This window comes from Variovorax sp. GW821-FHT10D07, from assembly GCF_059415325.1.
In genome coordinates this window covers 1-25,497 of record NZ_JBWKMZ010000034.1, presented here as the reverse complement: position 1 = coordinate 25,497, position 25,497 = coordinate 1, and the positions used below count along the sequence as shown (strand labels likewise).

Below are 25,497 nucleotides of genomic sequence, written 5' to 3'. Positions count from 1 at the left end.
GCGGCCTTCGTGCTGGGCAATGCCGAGACGGTGGTGATCGTGCCGGGCTACGGCCTGGCCGTCGCCCGTGCGCAGCACGCGGTCAAGGAGCTCGCGGCCAAGCTCACCGAGAAGGGGATCACGGTGAAGTACGCGATCCATCCGGTGGCCGGTCGCATGCCGGGCCACATGAACGTGCTGCTGGCGGAGGCCGAGGTGCCGTACGACCAGGTGTTCGAGATGGAGGACATCAACGGCGAGTTCGGCCAGGCCGACGTGGCGATCATCCTGGGTGCCAACGACGTGGTGAACCCGGCCGCGCATACCAAGGGCAGCCCGATCTACGGCATGCCGATCCTGGAGGCCTACAAGGCCAAGACGGTGATCGTGAACAAGCGCTCCATGGCCGCGGGCTACGCCGGGCTGGACAACGAGCTGTTCTACATGGACAAGACCATGATGGTCTTTGGTGATGCTAAAAAAGTAGTGGAAGATATGGGCAAGGCCATCGAATAGGCCGAGGTTCCGTCCCGGCCCGCGCTCTGCGGGCAAACCCTTACGGCGCCGCTCAGGCGCCGTTTTCGTTTTCATCCCAATCCGACTCCGGAGGAGACACATCCATGACCGATCGTCCCTGGCTCAGCAGTTACCCGCAAGGCGTGCCTGCCGACATCGACCCATCGCAGTACGCCTCGCTGGTCGGTCTCATGGAAGAGAGCTTCTCGAAGTACGCCGACCGCACGGCCTACAGCTTCATGGGCAAGGACGTGAGCTATGCCGAGACCGACAAGCTCAGCAAGGCCTTCGCGGCCTACCTGCAGGGCCTGGGCCTCGCCAAGGGCGACCGCGTCGCGGCCATGATGCCCAACTGCCCGCAGTACCCGATCGCGGTGGCCGCCATCCTGCGCGCGGGCCTGATCCTCGTGAACGTGAATCCGCTGTACACGCCGCGCGAGCTCGAGCACCAGCTCAAGGACTCGGGCGCGAAGGCGATCGTCATCATGGAGAACTTCGGCGTCACGCTGCAGCAGTGCATCGCGGCCACGCCGATCAAGCACATCGTGCTGGCCTCGATGGGCGACCGCCTCGGCTTCCTCAAGGGCGCGCTCGTCAACTACGTGGTGCGCAACGTCAAGAAGCTGGTGCCGGCCTTCAACCTGCCGGGCGCGGTGCGCTTCAACGACGCGCTCGACCAGGGCGCGGGTCGCACGCTGCAGGCGCCGGCCATCGGCGCCGACGACGTCGCGGTGCTGCAGTACACCGGCGGCACCACGGGCGTGTCGAAGGGCGCGGTGCTGCTGCATCGCAACGTGATCGCCAACGTGCTGCAGTCCGAGGCCTGGAACGAACCGGTGATGCGCAAGGTGCCCGCAGGCCAGCAGCCCACCAGCGTGTGCGCGCTGCCGCTGTATCACATCTTCGCGTTCACGGTCGGCATGATGTTGAGCATGCGCACGGGCGGCAAGCTGATCCTGATCCCGAATCCGCGCGACCTGCCCGCGGTGCTCAAGGAGCTGTCGAAGCACACGATCCACAGCTTCCCCGCGGTCAACACGCTGTTCAACGGCCTGGCCAACCATCCCGATTTCAACACCGTCGACTGGTCGAATCTCAAGGTCTCGGTGGGCGGCGGCATGGCGGTGCAGGCCGCGGTCGCGAAGCTCTGGCTCGAGAAGACCGGCTGCCCGATCTGCGAAGGCTACGGCCTGTCCGAGACCTCGCCCTCGACCACCTGCAACCCGACCGACAGCAAGGCCTACACCGGCACCATCGGCGTGCCGCTGCCGAGCACCTGGCTCAAGCTGCTCGACGACAACGGCAACGAGGTGCCGCTCGGCGAGCCCGGCGAGATCGCGATCAAGGGACCGCAGGTGATGGCCGGCTATTGGCAGCGCCCCGACGAGACCGCGAAGGTCATGACCAGCGACGGCTACTTCAAGAGCGGCGACATCGGCGTGGTCGACGAGCGCGGCTACTTCAAGGTGGTCGATCGCAAGAAGGACATGATCCTGGTGTCGGGCTTCAACGTGTACCCGAACGAGATCGAGGACGTGGTCGCACAGATTCCGGGCGTGCTCGAATGCGCGGCCGTGGGCGTGAACGACGAGAAGACCGGCGAGGCCGTGAAGCTCGTGATCGTGAAGAAGGACGAGTCGCTCACCGAGGCGCAGGTGCGCGAATACTGCAGAGCAAACCTTACGGGTTACAAGCAACCGCGAATCGTAGAGTTTCGCACTGACTTGCCGAAGACACCGGTCGGAAAGATCCTGCGCAGAGAGTTGCGCGACGCCAAAAAGTAAGGGTTCGGCCCGGGTGGGGCCGCGGCATCGATCTTGCATATTGCGGGTCGATGTTTCGCTTCCTACTCACGCGCGTGAGCTTGCTGGTGCCGACCTTCTTCGGCATGACGCTGCTTGCCTTCTTCCTCATCCGGCTGGTGCCGGGCGACCCCATCGAGACCATGGCCGGCGAGCGCGGGATCGACCCCGCGCGCCACGCCGAGCTGCTCACGGCCTACGGCCTCGACAAGCCGGTGATCGTGCAGTACGGCATCTACATCGCGCGCGTGCTGCACGGCGACCTCGGCAAGTCGCTGATCACGCAGGAATCGGTGATGAACGAGTTCCTCGCGCTCTTTCCCGCGACCATCGAACTCGGGGTCTGCGCCATCGTGTTCGCGCTCGTGCTGGGCCTGCCGGCGGGCATCCTCGCGGCGGTGCGGCGCAACTCGATCTTCGACCATGGCGTGATGGCCACCTCGCTCACCGGCTACTCGATGCCGATCTTCTGGTGGGGCCTGCTGCTCATCCTCTTCTTCTCGGTGCAGCTCGGTTGGACGCCGGTCTCGGGCCGCATCGCGGTGCAGTACTACGTCGAGCCCGACACCGGCTTCCTGCTGCTCGACGCACTGCGCGCCGGCGAGATCGATGCCTTCTGGTCGGCGCTGCATCACCTCGTGCTGCCGGCCGTGGTGCTGGGCACGGTGCCGCTGGCGGTGATCGCGCGCATGACGCGCTCGGCCATGCTCGAGGTGCTCGGCGAGGACTACATCCGCACCGCGCGCGCCAAGGGCCTGTCGCGCTTTCGCGTGGTGGGCCTGCATGCGCTGCGCAATGCGCTGATCCCGGTCGTCACGGTGATCGGCCTGCAGGTGGGCGTGCTGTTCACCGGCGCCATCCTCACCGAGACCATCTTCTCGTGGCCCGGCGTCGGCAAATGGCTGATCGAGGCCATCGGCCGGCGCGACTATCCGGTGCTGCAGGGCGGCATGCTGCTGCTCGGCGCCATCGTGATGCTGGTCAACCTGCTGGTCGACGTGACCTACGGCGTCATCAACCCCCGCATCCGGCGCTGAACCCATGGCATCGACCCACACCCTCGCGAACGCGGCCCCCGTCGCCTCGACGCCGCCCGGACCCTGGCGCGAATTCTGGAGCGCGTTCTCCGCCAACCGCGGCGCGGTGATCGGCCTCGTGACCATCGTCGTGCTGCTGCTGGTCGCGCTGCTCGCGCCGTGGATCGCGCCGCATGCGCCCAACCAGACCAACAGCGCCGTGTTCCTGCAGCCGCCGGCCTGGCAGCAGGGCGGCTCGCTCACCTACCTGCTGGGCACCGATGCCATCGGCCGCGACATCCTCTCGCGTCTGATGTACGGCGCGCGGCTGTCGCTGTCGATCGGCGTCGCGGTGGTCGCGATCTCGGTGGTGGTGGGCGTGGTGCTCGGCCTGGTCGCGGGCTTCTTCCGCGGCGTGCTCGAGATCGCGATCATGCGGCTGATGGACATCATCCTCACGCTGCCGAGCCTGCTGCTCGCGATCGTGATCGTGGCCATCCTCGGGCCAGGCCTCATCAACGCGATGCTCGCCGTGGCCATCGTCGTGCTGCCGCACTACGTGCGCATCACGCGCGCGGCCGTCATCGCCGAGGTCTCGCGCGACTACGTGACCGCGGCGCGCGTCAGCGGCGCCGGCACCTTGCGCCTGATGTTCCGCGAGGTGCTGCCCAACTGCGCGGCGCCGCTGATCGTGCAGGCCTCGCTGGGCATCTCGACCGCCATCCTCGACGCCGCCGCGCTCGGCTTCCTCGGCCTTGGCGCGCAGCCGCCCTCGCCCGAGTGGGGCACCATGCTGGCCGATGCGCGCGAGTTCGTGCTGCGCGCCTGGTGGGTCGTGACCTTTCCCGGCCTCGCGATCCTCGCGGCGGTGCTGGCCTTCAACCTGCTGGGCGACGGTCTGCGCGACGCGCTCGATCCGAAGCTCAAGCGCTGAAGCAAGGGAACGCATCGATGCCTTTGCTCGACATCCAGGATCTGCACGTCGAATTCCCGACCCAGGGCGGCGTGATGCATGCGGTCGACGGCGTGAGCCTCTCGCTCGAGGAGGGCGAGGTGCTCGGCATCGTCGGCGAATCGGGCTCGGGCAAGAGCGTGACCATGATGGCGCTGATGGGGCTGATCGGCTTCCCGGGCCGCGTGCGCGCCGACCACATGCGCTTCGCGGGCCGCGACCTGCTCGGCATCTCCGACAAGGCGCGCCGCGCGCTGGTGGGCAAGGAGGTCGCGATGATCTTCCAGGAGCCCACCACCAGCCTCAACCCCTGCTTCACCATCGGCTTCCAGTTGATGGAGACGCTGCGCCTGCACCTCGGGCTCGACCGGCGCGCGGCCAGGAAGCGCGCCACCGAACTGCTCGAGCAGGTCGGCATCCCGGCCGCGTCGTCGCGCCTCTCGAGCTATCCGCACCAGCTCTCGGGCGGCATGAACCAGCGCGTGATGATCGCGATGGCGATCGCCTGCAACCCGCGCCTCTTGATCGCCGACGAGCCGACCACCGCGCTCGACGTCACGATCCAGGCGCAGATCCTCGACCTGCTGCGCGACCTGCAGAAGGAGCGCGGCATGGCGCTGGTGCTGATCACGCACAACATGGGCGTGGTCAGCGAGATGGCGCAACGCATCGCCGTGATGTATGCGGGCCAGGTGATGGAGCAGCAGCGCGTGGACCGGCTGTTCGCGACGCCGCAGCATCCCTACACCGAGGCGCTCCTGGCCGCGCTGCCCGAGCGCGCGCCGCCCGACGGCCGGCTCGCCACCATCGCGGGCGTGGTGCCCGGCGTGCACGACCGGCCCGCGGGCTGCCTGTTCGCGCCGCGCTGCGGCTACGTGACGACACGCGCCTGCCAGGTGCGCCCGGCCCTGCGCGGCGTCGAGGCGCTGCCCGGCGCGCAGGTGCGCTGCCACTTCCCGCTCGGCGAACCGGGGCGCATGGCCGCGATCGAGCGCGACCGGCCGCGCCTGCCGCGCGTCGAGGAGGCCGCATCGTGAGCGCCGCGGAGATCGTGGTCGAGGCGAAGAACCTGCAGCGCATCTACGAGGTGCGCCGCGGCCTGTTCCGCCCGAGCGCGCAACTGCGCGCGGTGGGCGACATCTCGTTCCGGCTCGAGCGTGGCCGCACGCTCGCGGTGGTCGGCGAATCGGGCTGCGGCAAATCGACGCTCGCGCGCATGGTCGCGCTGATCGAGAAGCCGACGGCGGGCCAGCTCACGCTGGTCGGCCACGATGCCGTGAACCCGCCGTCCGAGCGGCGCCGCGAACTGCGCCAGGCGGTGCAGCTGGTGTTCCAGAACCCCTACGGCTCGCTCAATCCGCGCAAGAAGGTCGCGGCGGTGCTCGAGGATCCGCTCGCGATCAACACCACGCTCGGCAAGGCCGAGCGTGCCGCCAAGGCGCGCGAGATGCTCGCGCGCGTGGGCCTGCGGCCCGAGCATGCCAACCGCTATCCGCACATGTTCTCGGGCGGCCAGCGCCAGCGCATCGCGATCGCGCGCGCGCTGATGCTCGAGCCGCGGCTGGTGGTGGCCGACGAGCCGGTGTCGGCGCTCGACGTGTCGATCCAGGCCCAGGTGCTGAACCTGCTGGCCGACTTGCAGGCCGAGCTCGGCCTGGCCTACCTGTTCATCTCGCACGACCTCGGCGTGGTGCGCCACATCGCGCACGACGTGCTCGTGATGTACCTCGGCCATGCGGTGGAGCAGGGCCCGAAGGCGCGCATCTTCGAGCGTCCGCTGCATCCCTACACGCAGGCGCTGCTGGCCTCCACGCCGGGCCTCAGCAGCCAGCGCATCGTGCTCAAGGGTGAGCTGCCGTCGCCGCTGTCGCCGCCGCCGGGCTGCGTCTTCAGCACGCGCTGCCCGCATGTCACGCAGCGCTGCCGCGACGAGCGGCCCGTGCTGCGCGAGCTCGACCAGCGTCGCGTCGCCTGCCACTACGCCGAGCGTTTTCTCGAAGGCGCGCCGGTGGTGCGCGCCGATTTGCCGTCGGCACCGCCGTTCATCGCACCCGTCGCGATGAATCCCTGAAACCCGCTTTCCGTTTTCTCCAACCCGTGTCTCAAGGAGTTCCCATGACGAACCGTTCCTTCCTCCCGCGCCGCGCACGACGGCTGGCGCTGCTGGCACCCGTGGCGATCGCGGCGCTGACCCTGGCCTGCGGCGCGGTGTCGGCCAAGACGCTGGTCTACTGCTCCGAGGGCAGCCCCGAGAACTTCTATCCGGGCATGAACACCACCGGCACCTCGTTCGACGTGACCACGCAGGTCTACAACACCATCGTCGAGTTCGAGCGCGGCGGCACCAAGGTCGTGCCGGGCCTGGCCGAGAAGTGGGACATCTCGGCCGATGGCACGGTCTACACCTTCCACCTGCGCAAGGGCGTGAAGTGGCACACCACGAGCAAGAGCTTCAAGCCCACGCGCGACTTCAACGCCGACGACTTCATCTTCATGATCGACCGCCAGTGGAAGGAGAGCGATCCCTTCTTCAAGGTCACGAGCCAGAACCACTCCTACTTCAACGACATGGGCATGCCCAAGCTGCTGAAGTCGGTGGACCGCATCGACGACTACACGGTGAAGATCACGCTCAACCAGGCCGAGGCGCCGTTCCTCGCCAATCTCGCGATGCAGTACGCGGGCATCCAGTCGAAGGAGTACGCAATCGCGATGCTCAAGGCCGGCACGCCCGAGAAGGTCGACCAGGACCCGATCGGCACCGGCCCGTTCTATCTCGTGCAGTACCAGAAGGACGCGGTCATCCGCTTCAAGGCCTTCCCGCAGTACTGGGGCGGCAAGGCCAAGATCGACGACCTGGTGTTCGCGATCACGCCCGACGCCTCGGTGCGCTGGGCCAAGCTGCAGAAGGGCGAATGCCACGTCATGCCTTATCCGAACCCGGCCGACCTCGATGCGATCCGCAAGGACCCGAACGTGCAGGTGCTCGAGCAGCCGGGCCTGAACGTCGGCTACCTCTCGTACAACACGACCAAAAAGCCCTTCGACGACGTGCGCGTGCGCAAGGCCATCAACATGGCGATCAACAAGAAGGCGATCATCGACGGCGTCTACCTCTCGACCGGCGTGGCCGCGAAGAACCCGATCCCGCCGACCATGTGGTCCTACAACGATGCGGTGAAGGACGACCCCTACGATCCCGAAGCCGCGAAGAAGCTGCTGGCGCAGGCCGGCTTCCCCGACGGCTTCTCGACCGACCTGTGGGCGATGCCGGTGCAGCGGCCCTACAACCCGAACGCCAAGCGCATCGCCGAGCTGATGCAGGCCGACCTCGCCAAGATCAACGTCAAGGCCGAGATCAAGAGCTTCGAATGGGGCGAGTACCGCAAGCGGCTGCAGGCCGGCGAGCACCAGATGGGCATGCTGGGCTGGACCGGCGACAACGGCGACCCCGACAACTTCCTCTATACGCTGCTGGGCTGCGCCTCGGCCAAGTCGGCGAGCGGCAGCAACATCTCGAAGTTCTGCTACCAGCCCTACGAGGACATCGTGGTCAAGGCCAAGAGCGCGACCAAGCAGGCCGACCGCGACGCGCTCTACAAGAAGGCGCAAGTCATCTTCAAGGAGCAGGCGCCGTGGTTCACCATCGCGCACGCGGTTCAGCTCAAGCCGGTGCGCAAGGAAGTGATCGACTTCAAGCTCAGCCCCTTCGGCCGCCACACCTTCTACGGCGTGGACATCAAGTAAGCGGTGGGGGCCACCGCACCCATCGCGATCGTCGCGGCGATGCACGAGGAGCTGAAAGCGCTCCTCGCGCTGATGCCCGACGAGCAGCGCGTGCGCGTCGCGGGCCGCGACTTCTGGGTCGGCCACCTGCAGGGCCAGCCCGTGGTCGCGGTGCTGTCGCGCATCGGCAAGGTCGCGGCCGCGGTGACGGCCACGCTGCTGCTCGAGCGCTTCGGCGTGCGCGCCATCGTCTTCAGCGGTGTGGCGGGCGGGCTCGCGCCGGGCGTCGAGGTCGGCGACGTGGTGGTGGCGACCGAGCTGTTGCAGCACGACATGGACGCCTCGCCGCTCTTTCCGACATACGAAGTGCCCTTGATGGGGATCTCGCGTTTCAAGGCCGATGCGGCGATCGGCGATGCGCTGGCGGCCGTGGCCGAGCAGACCTTGCGCGATCCCGTGGCCCTGGTGGGGCAGGGCGCCGTCGACGAGTTCGGCCTGCGTTCGCCGACCGTGCATCGCGGCCTGCTGATCAGTGGCGACCGCTTCGTCGCGACAGCGGCCGAAAGCGAGGCGCTGCGCCGCGCGCTACCCGATGCGCTGGCGGTGGAGATGGAAGGCGCGGCGGTGGCGCAGGTGTGCCACGACTACGGCGTGCCCTTCGCCGCGATGCGCACGATCTCGGACCGTGCCGACGACGCGGCCCATGGCGACTTCGCGCGCTTCGTCGCCGAGGTCGCGAGCCGCTACAGCCTCGCGCTGGTCGGCGCCTGGCTCGCCGCCCAGCCTTCTTCTTCCGCTACTTGAGCCAGCCGCGCCGGCGGAAGTACCACATCGGCACCAGCGCGCTCGCGGCCATCAGCACGATGGCGTAGGGATAGCCCATGGCCCAGTCGAGCTCGGGCATGAACTTGAAGTTCATGCCGTAGATGCTCGCGATCAGGGTCGGCGGCAGCAGCGCGACGCTGGCCACCGAGAAGATCTTGATCGTCTTGTTCTGGTTGATGTTGATGAAACCGACGGTCGCATCCATCAGGAAGTTGATCTTGTCGAACAGGAAGGCCGTGTGGTTGTCGAGCGATTCGATGTCGCGCAGGATCTGCCGCGCTTCCTCGAACTGCTCGGCATTGAGCATCTTGCTGCGCATCATGAAGCTGACCGCGCGGCGCGTGTCCATCACGTTGCGGCGGATGCGCCCGTTCAGGTCTTCCTGGCGCGCGATGGCGCCCAGCACCTCGCCCGCGAGCTCGTCGCTGACGTTGCCCGAGAGCACCTTCTTGCTGGCGGCCTCGAGCTCGTCGTAGATGTTCTCGAGCGAGTCGGCCGAGTACTCGGCGTCGGCGTCGAAGAGCTTGAGCATCACTTCCTTCGCGTCCTCGATCAGCCCCGGTGCGCGGCGCGCGCGCATGCGCAGCAGGCGGAACACGGGCACGTCCTCGTCGTGGATCGAGAACAGCACGCCGCGGCTGCGCAGGTCGGTGTTGTGCTGGTTGAGGATGAACGCGACGCGCACCGCGCGCGGGGCTTCGTCGTCGTCGATCAGGAAGTCGCTGCGGATGTGGAGCTCGCCGTTGTCCTCTTCATAGAAGCGCGCCGATTCCTCGATGTCCTCGTCCATCGCGTCCTCGGGGATCGAGAGGCCGTAGTACTGCTTGATCCAGCGCTTCTCCTCGAGCGTGGGCGATTCGAGGTCGACCCAGATCGGCTGGAAGCGGGAGAGCTCCTCGAGGGCCTCGATCTCTTCCTGGACGAGGCGGCCGTTGGCGAGCGTGAAGATATTGAGCATGGCTCACTCCCGTGAAATGGCTGGGGCGATGGGGCGGACGGGCGGGGGGCGAGAAAGGGGGCGCTTTCAAATCCCGGACCCGGTCGGCCGGACTCAGCCGGGAGTTGAAAGCTGCCGAGACGGGGCGGTTTCCACGATGCGGTCTCCAGTTGCAGCGAGGCGCGATTATGTCATCGGCGAATGAGCGCAGAGTTGGCTGGACTGGACGAACATCCAGTAGAGTGGCGCCCATGCCGAGCGCCGTGTCCCCCGTCCTTTCCAGCCCGCCGGCGACCCAGGCCGAGCGCCTCGCGGCCGCCCTCGCCAGCCTCAACGACGAGCAGCGCGCGGCGGTCGAGCACGGGGTGGAGGCGCTGGCCGGTGGCGCGCCGGACGCGGCCGATGCAGGGCCCTTGCTCGTCATCGCCGGCGCCGGCTCGGGCAAGACCAGCACGCTGGCGCACCGGGTGGCGCACCTGATCGCGCGCGGGGTCGACCCGCAGCGCCTGCTGCTTTTGACCTTCTCGCGCCGCGCCGCGCAGGAAATGGCGCAGCGTGCCGGCCAGGTGCTCGCGCGCGTGCTGGGGCTGCAGGCCCACACCGCGCCCGCGCTGCCCTGGGCCGGCACCTTCCACGGCATCGGCGCGCGGCTGCTGCGCGAGTACGCCGCGCAGATCGGGCTGGACGACAACTTCACCATCCACGATCGCGGCGATGCCGAGGACCTGATGGGGCTGGCGCGGCACGAGCTCGGCTTCTCGTCGAGTGCGCGCCGCTTTCCGCACAAGGGCACCTGCCTGTCGATCTATTCGCGCTGCGTGAACACGCGCGCGCCGCTCGAGTCGGTGTTGAAGCAGTCCTTCCCGTGGTGCGCCGAATGGGGCGTCGAGCTGCAGCAGCTGTTCGGCGCCTACGTCGAGGCCAAGCAGCAGCAGAACGTGCTCGACTACGACGACCTGCTGCTCTACTGGGCCGGCATGATGGAGGAGCCCACGCTGGCGCAGCACCTGGGCGCGCGCTTCGACCACGTGCTGGTCGACGAGTACCAGGACACCAACCTGCTGCAGGCCGCGATCCTGCTCGCGCTCAAGCCCGACGGCCGGGGCGTGACCGTGGTGGGCGACGATGCGCAGTCGATCTATTCGTTCCGCGGCGCGACGGTGCGCAACATCCTCGACTTCCCCTCGCAGTTCTCGCGGCCGGCGCGCGTGGTCACGCTGGAGCGCAACTACCGCTCCACCCAGCCGATCCTCGACGTGTCGAACGCGTGCATCGCGCATGCGGCCGAGCGCCATGCCAAGACGCTGTGGACCGACAAGCCCTCGGCCGGGCGGCCGCAGATCGTGCGCGTGCCCGACGAATCCCAGCAGGCCTGCTGGGTGGCCGACAAGGTGCTCGCGCACCGCGAGGGCGGGCTCGCGCTCAAGTCGCAGGCGGTGCTGTTCCGCACCTCGAGCCACAGCGCGCCGCTCGAGCTCGAGCTGGCGCGCCGCAACATCCCGTTCGTGAAGTACGGCGGGCTCAAGTTCCTCGAGGCCTCGCACGTCAAGGACCTGCTCGCGGTGCTGCGCTTCGCGCAGAACCCGCGCGGGCGCATGGCGGGCTTTCGCGTCACGCAGCTGATCCCGGGCATCGGGCCGGCCACCAGCGCGAAGCTGCTCGACGCGATGGACCAGGCGGCCGATCCGGCCGTCGCCCTGCGCGACTTCGTGCCGCCGAGCGCCGCGCGCGCCGAATGGGCCGCCTTCGCCGAGGCCTATGCCGCGCTGCGCGCGCCGTCGCTGGCCTGGCCGGCCGACGTGGGCATCGCGATGGACTGGTACCTGCCGCACCTCGAGCGGCTCTACGACGACACCGCGGGCACGCGCCGCGGCGACGTCGAGCAGCTGGTGCACATGGCCTCGGGCTACGCCTCGCGCGAACGCTTCCTCACCGAGCTCACGCTCGATCCGCCCGAGGCCACCAGCGACCGGCCGGGGCCGCCGCTGCTCGACGAGGACTACCTGATCCTCTCGACCATCCATTCGGCCAAGGGGCAGGAGTGGAATTCGGTCCACGTGCTCAACGTGGTCGACGGCTGCATGCCGGCCGACGTGGCGCAGAGCGCGCAGGAGCTCGAGGAGGAGCGGCGCCTGCTCTACGTCGCCATGACCCGGGCCCGCGACCACCTGCACCTGCTGGTGCCGCAGCGCTTCTACATCCCGCAGCAGGCCGCGCGCGGCGACCGGCATCTCTACGCCAACCGCAGCCGCTTCATTCCCGATGCCGACCTCGCACGCTTCGAGGCTCAGACCTGGCCACCCCCGCCGCCGCGCGCGCCGGCAGTGCCGCCGCCGGCCGCGGTGATCGACCTGCGCAACCGGATGCGCGCCGCCTGGCGCTGAGCAAGCCCGGCCCTTTCTTCAGCAGGGTCATGCGCGGGTGGCCGCGAAAGATGGGCGCGGCAGCAATGGTTCGCAACGCGGCCCGCAGCATGCGGGGCCGCTGGGGCCTGCTATGGAAGAAATAGCTGAGCATGCGACGCGGTCCGCCGGTGCGTCATCCGGGCATCCCCCGGTATTGCAATACCGTGACAGCTTGGGCATAGTGAATCGACCTTCTCCTCTCCCGCACCCCCTCTCTCTTCCCCCTCTCCCCCTTTCTTCTCCCAGCCCCACAACCGTTTTCGCCGGCCGCGCTGTATCCGCAGCGATGGTCATTTCCCCAACCGTCAATTCCAGGAGGTCATTCATGAATTTGACGATCAGCGGTCATCACCTCGACGTCACCCCTGCCTTGCGCACCTACGTCACGAGCAAGCTGGACCGGATCACCCGACATTTCGACCAGGTGGTCGACGTGAAGGTGATCCTCACGGTGGAAAAGCAGAAGGAAAAGGAACGCCGGCAACGGGCCGAGTGCAACATCCACGTCAAGGGCAATGACATGTTCGCGGAGTCGAGCCACGCTGATCTCTATGCCGCGGTCGATGAACTGGTCGACAAGCTCGACCGCCAGGTGGTGCGCCACAAGGACCGCCTGCAGGACCATCACCACAGCGCGCCCAAGCGCCTGATGTAAGACCCAGCGGATTTCCGGCTGTCGCGCCGGAGACTCTCGAAGCCGCCTCCGGGCGGCTTTTTCATGGGCTTTTCCGACTGCCCATCAAGGGTTTGAAGGGCCTCTGTCGAGGGAAGCGAGGCCTGCGGGCAACATGTAACCAGAAAGTAGATAAGCGGAGTGGGGGTTTTTACCAAGCAGGTGCATAATCGCCCCCGCTCTGACCCACCATGAATCGTCTCGCGTCCATCCTGCCGCCCGCTCAAGTGCTTGTGAGCGTTGACGCCACCAGCAAGAAGCGTGCTTTCGAGGAAGCCGGCTTGCTGTTCGAAAGCCTTCACGGGCTGGGCCGCGCCCTGATCACCGACAGCCTCTTCGCGCGCGAGCGCCTCGGCTCCACCGGCCTCGGTCATGGCGTCGCCATTCCGCATGGCCGCATCAAGGGCCTCAAGGCGCCGATGGCCGCGGTGTTCCAGCTCGCGAACCCGATCGGCTTCGATGCCCCCGACGAACAACCCGTCGGCCTGCTGATCTTCCTGCTGGTGCCCGAAGCCGCCACACAGAAGCACCTCGAAATCCTCTCCGAGATCGCCGAGCTGCTGAGCGACGCCGGCCTGCGCGAGCAGATCAAGTCGAGCACCGACGCGGCCGCGCTGCACGGCCTGATCGCCGGCTGGCACTCCACGCAAGTCGCCTGAGCCCATGGCTCGCGGGGCGTGGCTGCTGCTAAGCTGCGCTGCCCTTCTTCCCGTCCCCCTCACTTCCGAAGCGGTGCCGCGCGCCGCGCCCTGAACGCATGAAGCCGACCGTCATCAGCGCCGATGCCATGTTCGAGGAGTTCCGCGGCTCGCTGCGCTGGGAATGGCTCGCGGGACTCGGCGCGTCCGAGCGCCAGTTCGATCCCGAGGTCATCAGCCGCGCCCAGTCGGCCGCCGACCTGGTCGGCTACCTCAACTACATCCATCCGTACCGCGTGCAGATCCTCGGCGCGCGCGAGGTCGCCTACCTGACGCGCGGCAGCCCCGAGGACACCGCACGGCGCATCGCCCGCATCGTCACGCTCGAGCCACCGATGCTGGTGCTGGCCGACGGCCAGGCCGCGCCCGACGAACTGCTGTCGATCTGCGAGCGCGCCCAGCTGCCGCTGTTCGCCACGCGTGAGTCCTCGGCCTTCGTGATCGACCTGCTGCGCGCCTACCTGTCCAAGCACTTCGCCGAGCGCACCTCGATGCACGGCGTGTTCATGGACATCCTGGGCATGGGCGTGATGATCACGGGCGAGTCGGGCCTCGGGAAGAGCGAACTCGGCCTCGAGCTGATCTCGCGCGGCAACGGCCTGGTGGCCGACGACGCGGTCGACCTCTACCGCATCAACCAGAACACCATCGAGGGCCGCTGTCCCGACCTGCTGCTCAACCTGCTCGAGGTGCGCGGCATCGGCCTGCTCGACATCCGCGCGATCTTCGGCGAGACGGCGGTGCGGAGGAAGATGCGGCTCAAGCTCATCGTGCACCTGGTGCGGCGCGACAGCTTCGAGCGCGACTACGAGCGCATGCCCTCGACGCCGCTCACGCAGGACGTGCTGGGCATCCCGGTGCGCAAGGTCATCATCCAGGTGGTGGCGGGTCGCAACATCGCCGTGCTGGTCGAGGCCGCGGTGCGCAATTCGATCCTGCAGCTGCGCGGCATCGACACCTATGCCGATTTCGTGGCGCGCCACCACAAGGCGATGGAAAGCGCGCGCGACGCGGACTAGCTCAGCGCTTCTTGACGCAGTCGCCGCACAAGCCGTAGAGCGACATGGCGTGGTCCTGCAGGATCCAGCCCTTGTCCTTGGCCACCAGCTGCTGGCGGCGCTCGATCTCGGCGTCGTAGAACTCCTCGACCTTGCCGCAGGCGGTGCAGATCAGGTGGTCGTGGTGCGTGCCTTCGTTGAGTTCGTAGACGGCCTTGCCGCTCTCGAAATGGCTGCGCTCGAGGATGCCGGCCTGCTCGAACTGGGTGAGCACCCGGTAGACGGTGGCCAGGCCGATGTCGGAATGCTCGTTGAGCAGCACCCGGAACACGTCCTCGGCGGTCATGTGGCGTTGGCCGCCGGTCTGGAAGATTTCCAGAATCTTCAGCCGCGGCAGGGTGGCCTTGAGGCCGGTGTTCTTGAGTTCGTCGATGTTGGCCATGATGGTTCCTGCGCCCTGGGCAGCCAAAGGCCCCGGAGGGGCCAGCCGCTACAATGGCCGATCATATCGCTACCCCCTTTTCCCCCAATGCCTGCCATTTTCCAACGCCGTCCCTGGCTGCTGGCTGCGGCCGTTGCCGTCACCCTGGGCCTCGGTGCCTGCAGCGGTTTCAGCGAGCGCTCGCGTGGCGCGCTGTCGGCCGTCACCCCCTACAAGGTCGAGGTGGTCCAGGGCAACTTCGTGTCCAAGGAACAGGTCGCGGCGCTCAAGACGGGCATGTCGCGCCAGCAGGTGCGCGAGATCCTCGGCACCTCGCTGCTCACCGACATCTTCCATTCGAACCGCTGGGACTACGTCTTCACGATCCGGCGCCAGGGCGTGGAGCCGCAGGAGCGCCGCTTCACCGTCTTCTTCAACGGCGAGCAGCTCGAGCGCTGGGAAGGCGGCGAGATGCCGAGCGAGGAAGAATTCGTCGCCACGCTCGACACCCGCAAGAAGACCGGCAAGGTGCCGCCGCTCGAGGCCACGGAAGAAGAACTCAAGAAGTTCGACCCCAAGGGCGACCGGAAAGCCACCGACACCGAGAGCAAGGCGCCCGCCACGCTGCCCCCGCTGCCGGCCGCCTACCCGCCGCTCGAGGCCGCGCGCTAAAAGCGGCGCCCGGCCGGCGCGCCGAACCTGGCTTGGCGGGGCGGCGCGGTTCCATCACCCACCGTCTCCACCGTCCCCTGACGGCAAGCAAGCCCGAATCCGCGTGACCGACTCCAACACTACCACCTCCTCCACGCCGGCCGCGCGCCGGGTTGCCGTCGCCGGCGCGTCGGGCCGCATGGGCCGCATGCTGATCGAGGCGGTTCGCAACACCCCCGACTGCCGCCTGGCCGGCGCGCTCGACGTGGCCGCCAGCCCCGCCATCGGCAGCGACGCGGGCGCCTTCCTCGGCTTCGCCAGCGGCGTGGCCATCGCCGCCGACCTGCGCGCGGGCCTGCAGGACGCCCAGGTGCTGATCGACTTCACCCGCCCCGAGGGCACGATGGCCCACCTGGCCGTCTGCCGCGAACTCGGTGTGCAGGCCGTGATCGGCACCACCGGCTTCAGCGACGCGCAGAAGGCCGAGATCGCCGAGATCGCCAAGGACATCGCGATCGTCATGGCGCCCAACATGAGCGTGGGCGTCAACGTCACCTTCAAGCTGCTCGAAATGGCGGCCAAGGCGCTGTCCACCGGCTACGACATCGAGATCGTCGAGGCCCACCACCGCCATAAGATCGACGCCCCCTCGGGCACCGCGCTCAAGATGGGCGAGGTCATCGCCGACGCGCTGGGCCGCGACCTCAAGGAATGCGCGGTCTACGGCCGCGAAGGCGTGACCGGCGAGCGCGATCCGTCGACCATCGGCTTCGCCACCGTGCGCGGCGGCGACATCGTCGGCGACCACACGGTGCTGTTCGCCGGTACCGGCGAGCGCATCGAGATCGCCCACAAGTCCTCGAGCCGCGCCAACTACGCGCAGGGCAGCCTGCGCGCGGTGCGCTTCCTGGCCGACCAGCGCGCCGGCCTGTTCGACATGTTCGACGTGCTCGGCCTGCGCTGAGCCCGGCCTTCCTCCGCCATCCCCGACGATGAGCGTCCTCGAACTGCTGACCCACGGCGACGGCGTCAGCCGCTCGGTGGCCGCGCTGCTGCTCGCGATGTCGATTTCGAGCTGGGTCGTGATCCTCTGGAAGGGCTGGCTGCTGCGCGGCGGCACGCGCGACGTGCTGCGCAGCATCGCGGCCTTCTGGCAGTCGACCAGCCTCGCTGAAGCCGAACAGCGGCTGCAGGCCTTCGACCGTTCGGCGCTGGTGCTGCCCACGGTCGCGGCGCTGCGCCAGGCCGCGGCCTCCCAGGCGCAAGACGCCGCCACCCTCGGCGCCGCGGGCGACCGCAACCAGCGACTCACGCGCGTGCTGCGCGAGGCGCTGCACGGTGCTCTGCGCCGGCTGCAGGCCGGGCAGATCCTGCTCGCCACGGTCGGCGCCACGGCGCCCTTCGTCGGTCTGCTCGGCACGGTCTGGGGCATCTACGGCGCGCTCGTGGGCATCGCGGGCCAGGCCGGCGGCTTCACCATCGACAAGGTGGCCGGACCGGTCGGCGAGGCACTCGTGATGACCGCCTTCGGCCTCGCGGTGGCGATCCCGGCCGTGCTGGCCTACAACGTCTTCGGCCGCGTCATCGGCCGCGTCGAGGCCGAGCTCGAAGGCTTCGCCCACGACCTGCTCGGCAGCTTCGGCGAAGCGCCCGCGGCGGTGCCGGCTCCGCCGCCGCCCGCGCGGCCGATGCCGGTCTGAACCGCTTCGCCCCATGGCCTTCGGACGCACCTCGCTCGGCAGCAGTTCCGCCGGCGGTGGCCGTGCCACCGGTGCCGGCGGCCAGCGGCCGCTGTCCGACATCAATGTCACGCCGCTGGTCGACGTGATGCTGGTGCTGCTGGTGATCTTCATCATCACGGCGCCGCTGATGGCCAGCTCGATCAAGCTCGACCTGCCGCAGACCGATGCCGGCCAGCCCAACGACACGCCGAAGTTCGTGAGCCTGTCGGTCGACCCGGCGGGCAAGGCCTTCCTCAACGACCAGCCCGTGACCGACGAGGAACTCGCGACCCGCCTCGAGAAGGCCGCCGCCGACAGCAAGGACACCGAGGTCCAGCTGCGCGCCGACCAGACCGTGCCCTACGGCCGCGTGGTGGCCCTGATGGGCATCGCCAACAAGGCGGGCCTGAGCCGGATCGGCTTCGTCACCGAGGCGCCGCCGCCGACGACGCCGCGCTGAAGCCGCCCGGCGCCGGGCTCAGCCCAGCACCACCGGCTTGGTCTGCCAGATGTCGTGCGCGTACTGGGCGATCGTGCGGTCCGACGAGAAGGCACCCATGCCCGCCACGTTGAGGATCGCGGTGCGCGTCCAGGCATCGGCGTCGCGGTAGAGCGCATCGACCTCGGCCTGCTTCGCGACGTAGCTCGCGTAGTCGGCCAGCAGCAGGTAGTGGTCGCCCCAGTTCACGAGCGCGTCGTAGATGCCCTGGTAGCGCGCCGGTTCGGCCGCCGAGAAGGCGCCGTCGCGGATCGCGTCGAGCACGCGCCGCAGCTCCTCGTTCCCGTCGTAGATGTCGCGCGGCTGGTAGCCGCGCGCGCGGATCTCGGCCACCTCGGGCGTGGTGTTGCCGAAGATGAAGATGTTCTCGGGGCCGACGTTCTCGCGCATCTCGACGTTGGCGCCGTCGAGCGTGCCGATGGTCAGCGCGCCGTTGAGCGCGAACTTCATGTTGCCGGTGCCCGAGGCCTCGGTGCCGGCCGTGGAGATCTGCTCCGACAGGTCGGCCGCCGGCATGATGATCTCGGCCAGGCTCACGCTGTAGTTGGGCAGGAACACCACCTTCAGCAGCTTGCCCACGCGCGCGTCGGCATTGATGGTGGCCGCCACGTCGTTGATCAGCCGGATCACCTGCTTGGCCATCACGTAGGCCGAGGCGGCCTTGCCCGCGAACACGACCACGCGCGGCACGATGTCGACGCTGCCGCCCGCGGCCTGGGCGTCGAGGATGCGGTGGTAGCGTGCGATCACGTGCAACACGTTGAGCAGCTGGCGCTTGTACTCGTGGATGCGCTTGACCTGCACGTCGAACATCGCGTCGGTGTCGACCACGATGTTCATGTGCTGCTCGATCCAGTTGGCCAGCCGCAGCTTGTTCTCGCGCTTGGCGTGGCGGAAGGCGCGCACGAAGGGCGGCTGCGCCGCCATCGGCCGCAGCGCCTCGAGCTGCGAGAGGTCGCGCCGCCAGCCCTTGCCCAGCCGCTGGTCGAGCAGCGCGGCCAGCGGCGGGTTGGCCTGCGCGAGCCAGCGCCGCGGCGTGACGCCGTTGGTCTTGTTGTTGAAACGCTCGGGAAAGATCTTCGCGAAGTCCGCGAAGATCGACTGCTTCATCAACTCCGAGTGCAGCCCCGACACGCCGTTGATCGAGTGGCTCGCGAGCACCGCCACGTAGGCCATGCGCACGCGGCGCTCGCCGGCCTCGTCGACCAGCGAGAGGCGGCGCATCAGCTCGACGTCGTTGCCGTGCGTCTGCGTCACGGCGGCGAGGAAGCGCGCGTTGATGTCGTAGATGATCTGCAGGTGGCGCGGCAGGATGCGCCCGAGCATCTCGACCGGCCAGGTCTCGAGCGCCTCGTGCATCAGCGTGTGGTTGGTGTAGCTGAACACCTTCTGCGTGTGGGCCCAGGCCGTGTCCCAGGGCAGGCCGTGCTCGTCGAGCAGCAGGCGCATCAGCTCGGGCACCGCGAGCACCGGGTGGGTGTCGTTGAGGTGGATGCTGACCTTCTCCGAGAGCCGGTCGAAGCTGGTGTGGTTGCGCAGGTAGCGCCGCAGCAGATCCTGCACGCTGGCGCTGCAGAAGAAGTACTCCTGGTGCAGCCGCAGCTCGCGGCCCGAGGGCGTGGAGTCGTCGGGGTAGAGCACGCGCGAGACGTTCTCCGAGTGGTTCTTGCTCTCCACCGCCGCCATGTAGTTGCCGCGGTTGAAGGCCGAGAGGTCGATCTCCTCGGTGGCGCGCGCCGACCACAGGCGCAACGTGTTGGTGGCCTGCGTGCCGTAGCCCGGGATGATGGTGTCGTAGGCCACGGCGCGCACGTCGTGGGTGTCGACCCAGTCGGCCGCGCCGTAGGGCGCGTTGGTGCCTTCGCGTTTCTGCACGCGGCCGCCGAAGCGCACGCGGTAGTTGACCTCGGGCCGCTTGAATTCCCAGGGGTTGCCACGCGTGAGCCAGTAGTCGGGCGTCTCCACCTGCTGGCCGTCGACGATGCGCTGGCGGAACATGCCGTATTCGTAGCGGATGCCGTAGCCCATGCCCGGCACGCCGAGCGTCGCCATCGAGTCGAGGAAGCAGGCCGCGAGCCGGCCGAGGCCGCCGTTGCCGAGCGCCGCGTCGGGCTCACGCTCGGACAGCGCCTCCATGTCGACGCCGAAGTCGGCCAGCGCGTCGCGCACGGTGGCGTGGAGGTCGACCGCGAGCAGCGCATTGGTGAAGGTGCGCCCGATCAGGAACTCCATCGACAGGTAGTACACGCGCTTGAGGTCCTGCGCGTAGTTGGCGCGCGTGGTCGCCATCCAGCGTTCCACCAATTGGTCGCGCACCGCGAGCGCGGTGGCGTAGAGCCAGTCGTCCTGGCTCGCGGCCACGGGGTCCTTGCCGACCGCGTAGATCAGCTTGTTGGCCACGGCGCGCTTGAAGGCCGCGACATCGCGGTCGGGATGGTCGTAGGCGAAGTCTTCGATCGTCATGGTGGGTGTGTCTTGTGTGCGGGTTGAACGGATGCCCCGGGCCTTCTTCAGTGGGGCAGGGGCGTCGGTGCCTGGGCCGCGGCCAGCGCCTGCCGGTACACGGCCACGTACTGCGCGGCCGCGGTGGCCCAGTCGGCGGGGCGCCGCATCGCATGGCCGCGCACGCGCCGCCAGTCGGGCGCGCGCTGGTGGAGCGCGAAGGCGCGGCGCACCGCGCGATCGTAGTCCGCCGAGTCGAAACGGTCGAACACGAAGCCGGTGGCCTCGCCGCTGGCCATGTCCTCGAGCGTGCAGTCGACCACCGTGTCGGCCAGCCCGCCGACGCGGCGCACCAGCGGCAGGCTGCCGTACTTGAGGCCGTACATCTGCGTCAGGCCGCAGGGCTCGAACAGCGAGGGCACGAGGGTCACGTCGCCCGCGCCGAAGAGCTGGTGCGCGAGCGTCTCGTTGTAGCCGATGGTGACGCTGACCGCGTCGGGCGCGGCGGCCGCGCGCTGGCGGAACGCGTCTTCCAGCCAGGCCTCGCCGCTGCCCAGCAGCGCGAGCTGGCCGCCCTGCGCGAGCAGCGCATCGAGGCCCTGCAGCACCAGGCGCAGCCCCTTCTGCTCGGTGAGCCGGCTCACGAGGATGAACAGCGGCGCGTCGGGCCGCGCGGCCAGCCCGAGCTGGTGCTGCAGCACGGACTTGCAGCGCGCCTTGCCCGCCATGTGGCGGCCCTCGGGCGTCTGGTAGCCCTGCACCAGCGCCGGGTCGGCGGCCGGGTTCCAGACCTGGTCGTCGACCGCGTTGAGGATGCCGTCGAGCACGCCGCCGCGCTGGCGCAGCAGGCCGTCGAGGCCGCAGCCCTGGTCGGGCGTCTGGATCTCGCGCGCGTAGGTCGGGCTCACGGTGGTGAGCCGGTCGGCATAGGCGAGCCCGCCCTTCATGAACGAGAGCTGGCCGTGGTATTCGAGCCCGTTCATCTGGAAGGCGGGCGCGGGCAGGCCGAGCTCGGGGAAGTGCCAGGGCGCGAACAGGCCCTGGTAGGCGAGGTTGTGGACCGTGAAGACGCTGCCCACGCGCGGCCCGTCGGCGCCGCGCGCGAAGGCCATGTAGGCCGGCGCGAGCCCCGCGTGCCAGTCGTGCGCATGGACCACCTCGGGCAGCCAGGCCGGATCGAGCCCCTGCGCGAGCTGGGCCGCGGCCCAGCCCAGCAGCGCGAAGCGCCGGTGGTTGTCGCCGTAGGGCTGGCGGTTGGCGTCTTCGTAGGGATTGCCGGGCCGGTCGAACAGCGCGGGCGCATCGACCACGTAGGCCGGGATCGGCGGCGCGCCGTCGATCTCGATGCGCCCCTGCAGCAGCCCGAAGCGTTCGCCCCAGGGCGCCGAAAAAGCGGCGACCGGCGCGAGCCCGCGCACGCCCGCCACGATGGCCGGGAAGCCCGGCAGCAGCACGCGCGCGTCCTGGCCCGCGGCCATCAGCGCGAGCGGCAACGCGCCGGCGACGTCGGCCAGGCCGCCGGTCTTGAGCAGGGGAAAGAGTTCGGCGCTGACCTGGAGGACTCTCATCGGCGGCATCAGGCGGCAGGCGCCGCGGAGCGCTCCGCCAGCCGCTTGAGCATTTCGCGCGTGACCAGCACCACGCCCGTTTCGGTGCGCTCGAAGCGCGCGACATCGGCCTCGGCGTCCTCGCCGATCACCATCTCGTCGGGGATCACGCAGGCGCGGTCGATCACCACCCGGCTGAGCCGGCAGCCGCGCCCGACCTCCACGTCGGGCAGCAGCACCGCCTCGTGGACGGTGCAGAACGAGTGGATGCGCACGCCCGAGAACAGCACCGAGCTGCTGACCTGCGAGCCCGAGACGATGCAGCCGCCCGAGACGATGGTGTTGACCGTCATGCCGTGGCGGCCGTCGCGGTCGAGCACGAACTTGGCCGGAGGCAGCTGCCGCTGGTAGGTCCAGATGGGCCAGTCGGTGTCATAGATGTCCAGCTCCGGGGTGATCGACGCGAGGTCGAGGTTCGCCGCCCAGAATGCATCAATCGTGCCCACGTCGCGCCAGTAGGCCTTGGCGCCCGGCCCGCGCGAGGCGCGCGTGACGCAGGACATGCCGAACGGATGCGCGAGCGCCCGGCCCTCGGCCACCGCGCGCGGGATGATGTCCTTGCCGAAGTCGTGGCTGGAGTTCGGGTCGCGGCTGTCTTCCTCGAGCAGCTTGTAGAGGTAGGCCGAATCGAACACGTAGATGCCCATGCTGGCCAGCGCCACGTCGGGGTGGCCGGGCATCGCGGGCGGGTCGGCCGGCTTCTCGAGGAAGCTGGTGATGCGGCGGTTGTCGTCGATCGCCATCACGCCGAAGGCCGTGGCCTCCATGCGCGGCACCTCGATGCAGCCCACGGTGCAGCCGGCGCCGCTCTCGGCATGGTCCTTGACCATGATCGAGTAGTCCATCTTGTAGATGTGGTCGCCCGCGAGCACCACCACGTAGTCGTGCGGCGTGGAGCGGGTCTGGATGATGTCGAGGTTCTGGTAGACCGCGTCGGCCGTGCCGCGGTACCAGTGCTCGTCGCCCATGCGCTGCTGCGCGGGCAGCACGTCGACCATCTCGTTGAGCTCGGCGCGCAGGAAGCTCCAGCCGCGCTGCAGGTGGCGCATCAGCGAATGCGACTTGTACTGCGTGACCACCGCCATGCGCCGGATGCCCGAGTTGAGGCAGTTGGAGAGCGCGAAATCGATGATGCGGAACTTGCCGCCGAAATACACGGCCGGCTTGGCGCGCCGGTCGGTCAGCTGCTTGAGCCGGGAGCCGCGTCCGCCGGCCAGCACCAGCGCGATGGTGCGGCGCACGAGCTGGTGCGATTGCAGCGGCGTGCCGGGGGCGGCCGCGGGTGTCTTGTGATCCATCCTGTGTCTCCGTTCGTTCGTTCGTGTGTCGTCAGAGTTTCTGTGTGTGCCTGTGCCCGCTCGGGCCCTTGCACACTAGCACCGCCGCGCGGCGCAGGCTCCTACGTTCTTGCAATCCAGAGGCTCGAGGGCGGTATCGCGACCTCGGCAACGTTCACGGCCGAGGGCTCGGGGCCCGGGTCGATGGCGGGGTCGCTGGCGAGGACGCCATGCCAGGCGCCGGGCGGCAGGCGGAACGGCTGCGCCTGCGCGCCCGCGTTCACGAGCAGCAGCCAGGCCGGCGCTGCCTTCGGTGTCGCTGGGGTGGTGGTCGATGTCGGTGTCTCCTTGGCGGTGCCTGCCTCCAGGCTGCCGAACAGGATTGCAAGGGCCGTGCCGCCTTCCCAGTTCGGCGGCTGCATCGGTGCGCCGTCGGGCCGCAGCCAGCGGATGCCGGCCGTGCCCGGCGCGGGATCGGCCGGCCACCAGCGCGTGCTGCGCAGCACCGGTGCCGCGCGCCGCAGCGCGGCCAGCCGCGCCACGAAGGCGCTCAACTGCGCCGGCTCGCCGGCCGGGTCGGTGCTGCCGACCCAGTGCAGCCAGGTGGTCTCGTTGTCCTGGCAGTAGGCGTTGTTGTTGCCGTGTTGCGAGTGGCCGATCTCGTCGCCGGCCAGAAGCATCGGCGTGCCCTGCGACAGCATCAGCGCGGCCAGCAGCGCGCGCCGCAGCCGCAGCCGTTCGGCCCGCACCGCGGGATCGTCGCTCGGGCCTTCCACGCCGCAGTTGCGGCTCAGGTTGTGGCCATGGCCGTCGCGGTTGTTCTCGCCGTTGGCCTCGTTGTGGCGCGTGTCGTAGCTCAGCAGGTCGCGCAGCGTGAAGCCATCGTGCGCGGTCACGAAGTTCACGCTCGCGGCGGGCGAGCGCCCGTCGTGCGCGAACTGCGCGCTCGAGGCCGTGAAGCGGTGCGCGAAGTCGCCGAGGCCGGCGCGCCCCTCGCGGTCCTGGCGCAGCCAGAAGCCGCGCTGCGTGTCGCGGAAGCGGTCGTTCCATTCGAGCCAGCCCGGCGGGAATTCGCCGAGCCGGTAGCCGCCCGGCCCGATGTCCCAGGGCTCGGCGATCAGCAGCGTGCGCGACAGCAGCGGATCCTGCGCGATGGCCGCGAAGAAGGGGGCGCGCGGATCGAAGCCCGTGGCCGTGGCGCGGCCCAGCACCGGCGCGAGGTCGAAGCGGAAGCCATCGACCCCCATTTCGCCGGCCCAGAAGCGCAGACTGTCCATCACGAGTTGCAGCACGCGCGGCTCGCCGAGGTTCAGGCAGTTGCCCGTGCCGGCCCAGTTCTCGTAGAGGGCGCGGTCGTCGGCGCGCAGGTGGTAGTAGAGGGCGTTGTCGATGCCGCGCAGCGACAGCGTGGGGCCGAGCTCGTCGCTCTCGGCGCTGTGGTTGTAGACCACGTCGATCACCAGTTCCATGCCGCGCGCATGCACCGCGTCGGCCAGCGCGCGGAATTCGCCGGCCGGCGTGGTGCCGGGGCGGCCGCTCCAGTAACGCGCCTCGGGCGCGAACCAGCCGATGGTGTTGTAGCCCCAGTAGTTCGTGAGGCCCATCGCGAGCAGCCGTTCCTCGTCGGCGCGGTGCTGCACCGGCATCAGGCTCAGCGTGGTGACGCCCAGGCGCTGCAGGTGGTCGAGCACGGCCGGCTCGGCGAGGGCGGCGTAGCTGCCGCGCAGGGGGGCGGGGACGGCGGGGTGCAGTTTCGTGTGGCCGCGGACGTGGAGTTCGCAGATCACGCGGTCTGTGGGGGGGATGCGGGCGTGGCCTGGGTTCGGATGGATTGGGGCGGGCACCACGCGGGCCTTGAGGGCGATGCTGGCGTTGTCTCGTGTGTCGCGCTGCGTCGGGTCTGCGGCGGCGTGGCCGTGGAAGAGGTCGCTGCCGTCGTAGCGTCCGACGATCTCGCGGGCGTAGGGGTCGAGCAGCAGCTTCGAGGGGTTGAAGCGGTGGCCTTGGCTTGGGGACCAGGGGCCGTGGACGCGGTAGGCGTAGACGAGGCCGGGGCGGGCGCTGGGGAGTTGGCCGTGCCAGATGCCGTCTGTGAACTCGGGGAGCGAGAGTCGTTGCTGTTCGTGGGTGCCTGTGGGGTCGAATAGGCAGAGTTCTACCTTTTCGGCTGCTGGTGCTGCCAGGGCGAAGTTGACGCCTGCTTGGGTTGCTGTGGCGCCTAGGGGGTACGGCGTTCCTGGGTTCAGCACGATGGTTGAGGCTTTCTCTTGCTGAAGCTGTTGGCCGGGTCTCGCCCCGGCGGGCGAGTCACTTTCTTTTGCTTCGCCAAAAGAAAGTAACCAAAGAAAAGGC

22 protein-coding genes are annotated in these 25,497 nt (G+C 68.9%); 16 read left to right on the top strand and 6 right to left on the bottom strand.

Features of this window, described 5'->3' with window-relative positions; translation table 11 throughout:
* From AC07PU_RS42350 to AC07PU_RS42315, 8 genes are all read left to right on the top strand, one after another.
* Window positions 1–495 (top strand): NAD(P)(+) transhydrogenase (Re/Si-specific) subunit beta (locus tag AC07PU_RS42350; protein WP_495323658.1); only part of this gene is annotated, 495 nt, incomplete at its 5' end.
* Between the two features lie 104 nt (window positions 496–599).
* Entirely contained in the window at window positions 600–2,279 is a 1,680-nt protein-coding gene (locus AC07PU_RS42345; protein ID WP_495323657.1) for a long-chain-fatty-acid--CoA ligase, read from the top strand.
* Window positions 2,280–2,329: 50 nt separating this feature from the next.
* Window positions 2,330–3,334, top strand: coding sequence for an ABC transporter permease subunit (locus AC07PU_RS42340; protein WP_431511224.1), 1,005 nt, complete (start codon window positions 2,330–2,332; stop codon window positions 3,332–3,334).
* A gap of 4 nt (window positions 3,335–3,338) precedes the next feature.
* Entirely contained in the window at window positions 3,339–4,247 is a 909-nt protein-coding gene (locus tag AC07PU_RS42335) for an ABC transporter permease subunit (protein WP_495323656.1), read from the top strand.
* A gap of 17 nt (window positions 4,248–4,264) precedes the next feature.
* A complete protein-coding gene (locus AC07PU_RS42330) occupies window positions 4,265–5,302 on the top strand; it encodes an ABC transporter ATP-binding protein (RefSeq protein WP_495323655.1) in 1,038 nt (345 codons plus the stop codon).
* Window positions 5,299–6,336 (top strand): dipeptide ABC transporter ATP-binding protein, encoded by a 1,038-nt coding sequence (locus AC07PU_RS42325; RefSeq protein ID WP_495323654.1) that lies wholly within the window; start codon window positions 5,299–5,301, stop codon window positions 6,334–6,336. The genes AC07PU_RS42330 and AC07PU_RS42325 overlap by 4 nt, the downstream gene beginning before the upstream one ends.
* Window positions 6,337–6,380: 44 nt before the next feature.
* The gene (locus AC07PU_RS42320; protein ID WP_093350493.1) at window positions 6,381–8,012 is read left to right on the top strand and encodes an ABC transporter substrate-binding protein; all 1,632 of its coding nucleotides are present in this window, start codon (window positions 6,381–6,383) and stop codon (window positions 8,010–8,012) included.
* 39 nt (window positions 8,013–8,051) lie between these two features.
* Window positions 8,052–8,795 (top strand): 5'-methylthioadenosine/adenosylhomocysteine nucleosidase, encoded by a 744-nt coding sequence (locus AC07PU_RS42315; protein WP_495323659.1) that lies wholly within the window; start codon window positions 8,052–8,054, stop codon window positions 8,793–8,795.
* On the opposite strand, the gene corA is transcribed toward AC07PU_RS42315, so the two are convergent.
* Window positions 8,788–9,774, bottom strand: coding sequence for a magnesium/cobalt transporter CorA (gene corA, locus AC07PU_RS42310; protein WP_057593823.1), 987 nt, complete (start codon window positions 9,772–9,774; stop codon window positions 8,788–8,790). The two genes, AC07PU_RS42315 and corA, sit on opposite strands and share 8 nt — an antisense overlap.
* Window positions 9,775–10,004: 230 nt before the next feature.
* Between corA and AC07PU_RS42305 the strand changes: the two genes are divergently transcribed.
* From AC07PU_RS42305 to hprK, 4 genes are all read left to right on the top strand, one after another.
* Complete coding sequence (locus AC07PU_RS42305) at window positions 10,005–12,137, top strand: ATP-dependent helicase (RefSeq protein WP_495323653.1); 2,133 nt, start codon at window positions 10,005–10,007, stop codon at window positions 12,135–12,137.
* Between the two features lie 346 nt (window positions 12,138–12,483).
* Window positions 12,484–12,813, top strand: a complete 330-nt coding sequence (gene hpf, locus AC07PU_RS42300; RefSeq protein WP_093246312.1) for a ribosome hibernation-promoting factor, HPF/YfiA family — start codon at window positions 12,484–12,486, stop codon at window positions 12,811–12,813.
* 209 nt (window positions 12,814–13,022) lie between these two features.
* Window positions 13,023–13,490 carry a PTS sugar transporter subunit IIA gene (locus AC07PU_RS42295; RefSeq protein ID WP_057593827.1) on the top strand — a complete coding sequence of 156 codons (468 nt, stop codon included), beginning with the start codon at window positions 13,023–13,025 and terminating at the stop codon, window positions 13,488–13,490.
* 98 nt (window positions 13,491–13,588) lie between these two features.
* Window positions 13,589–14,548, top strand: coding sequence for an HPr(Ser) kinase/phosphatase (gene hprK / locus AC07PU_RS42290; RefSeq protein WP_057593828.1), 960 nt, complete (start codon window positions 13,589–13,591; stop codon window positions 14,546–14,548).
* Between the two features lies 1 nt (window position 14,549).
* Here the strand turns inward: hprK and fur are convergent, their stop codons facing one another.
* Window positions 14,550–14,969, bottom strand: coding sequence for a ferric iron uptake transcriptional regulator (gene fur / locus AC07PU_RS42285; RefSeq protein ID WP_057593829.1), 420 nt, complete (start codon window positions 14,967–14,969; stop codon window positions 14,550–14,552).
* Window positions 14,970–15,056: 87 nt separating this feature from the next.
* On the opposite strand from fur, the gene AC07PU_RS42280 reads away from it, so the two are divergent.
* From AC07PU_RS42280 to AC07PU_RS42265, 4 genes are all read left to right on the top strand, one after another.
* Window positions 15,057–15,620, top strand: a complete 564-nt coding sequence (locus AC07PU_RS42280; RefSeq protein WP_093350499.1) for an outer membrane protein assembly factor BamE — start codon at window positions 15,057–15,059, stop codon at window positions 15,618–15,620.
* Between the two features lie 103 nt (window positions 15,621–15,723).
* On the top strand, window positions 15,724–16,563 hold the full coding sequence (gene dapB / locus AC07PU_RS42275) for a 4-hydroxy-tetrahydrodipicolinate reductase (RefSeq protein ID WP_395349154.1): 840 nt from the start codon (window positions 15,724–15,726) through the stop codon (window positions 16,561–16,563).
* A gap of 28 nt (window positions 16,564–16,591) precedes the next feature.
* The gene (locus tag AC07PU_RS42270; RefSeq protein WP_093350503.1) at window positions 16,592–17,299 is read left to right on the top strand and encodes a MotA/TolQ/ExbB proton channel family protein; all 708 of its coding nucleotides are present in this window, start codon (window positions 16,592–16,594) and stop codon (window positions 17,297–17,299) included.
* A gap of 13 nt (window positions 17,300–17,312) precedes the next feature.
* The gene (locus tag AC07PU_RS42265) at window positions 17,313–17,780 is read left to right on the top strand and encodes an ExbD/TolR family protein (RefSeq protein WP_296775226.1); all 468 of its coding nucleotides are present in this window, start codon (window positions 17,313–17,315) and stop codon (window positions 17,778–17,780) included.
* 18 nt (window positions 17,781–17,798) lie between these two features.
* Here the strand turns inward: AC07PU_RS42265 and AC07PU_RS42260 are convergent, their stop codons facing one another.
* The 4 genes from AC07PU_RS42260 to glgX all read right to left on the bottom strand — a co-directional run bounded on the left by AC07PU_RS42260 (window position 17,799) and on the right by glgX (window position 25,394).
* Window positions 17,799–20,282, bottom strand: a complete 2,484-nt coding sequence (locus AC07PU_RS42260; RefSeq protein WP_495323652.1) for a glycogen/starch/alpha-glucan phosphorylase — start codon at window positions 20,280–20,282, stop codon at window positions 17,799–17,801.
* A 47-nt stretch (window positions 20,283–20,329) separates the two neighbouring features.
* A complete protein-coding gene (gene glgA / locus AC07PU_RS42255; protein ID WP_495323651.1) occupies window positions 20,330–21,829 on the bottom strand; it encodes a glycogen synthase GlgA in 1,500 nt (499 codons plus the stop codon).
* An 8-nt stretch (window positions 21,830–21,837) separates the two neighbouring features.
* On the bottom strand, window positions 21,838–23,166 hold the full coding sequence (glgC, locus tag AC07PU_RS42250; RefSeq protein WP_495323650.1) for a glucose-1-phosphate adenylyltransferase: 1,329 nt from the start codon (window positions 23,164–23,166) through the stop codon (window positions 21,838–21,840).
* 101 nt (window positions 23,167–23,267) lie between these two features.
* The gene (gene glgX / locus AC07PU_RS42245; RefSeq protein ID WP_495323649.1) at window positions 23,268–25,394 is read right to left on the bottom strand and encodes a glycogen debranching protein GlgX; all 2,127 of its coding nucleotides are present in this window, start codon (window positions 25,392–25,394) and stop codon (window positions 23,268–23,270) included.
* Window positions 25,395–25,497: the final 103 nt, after the last annotated feature.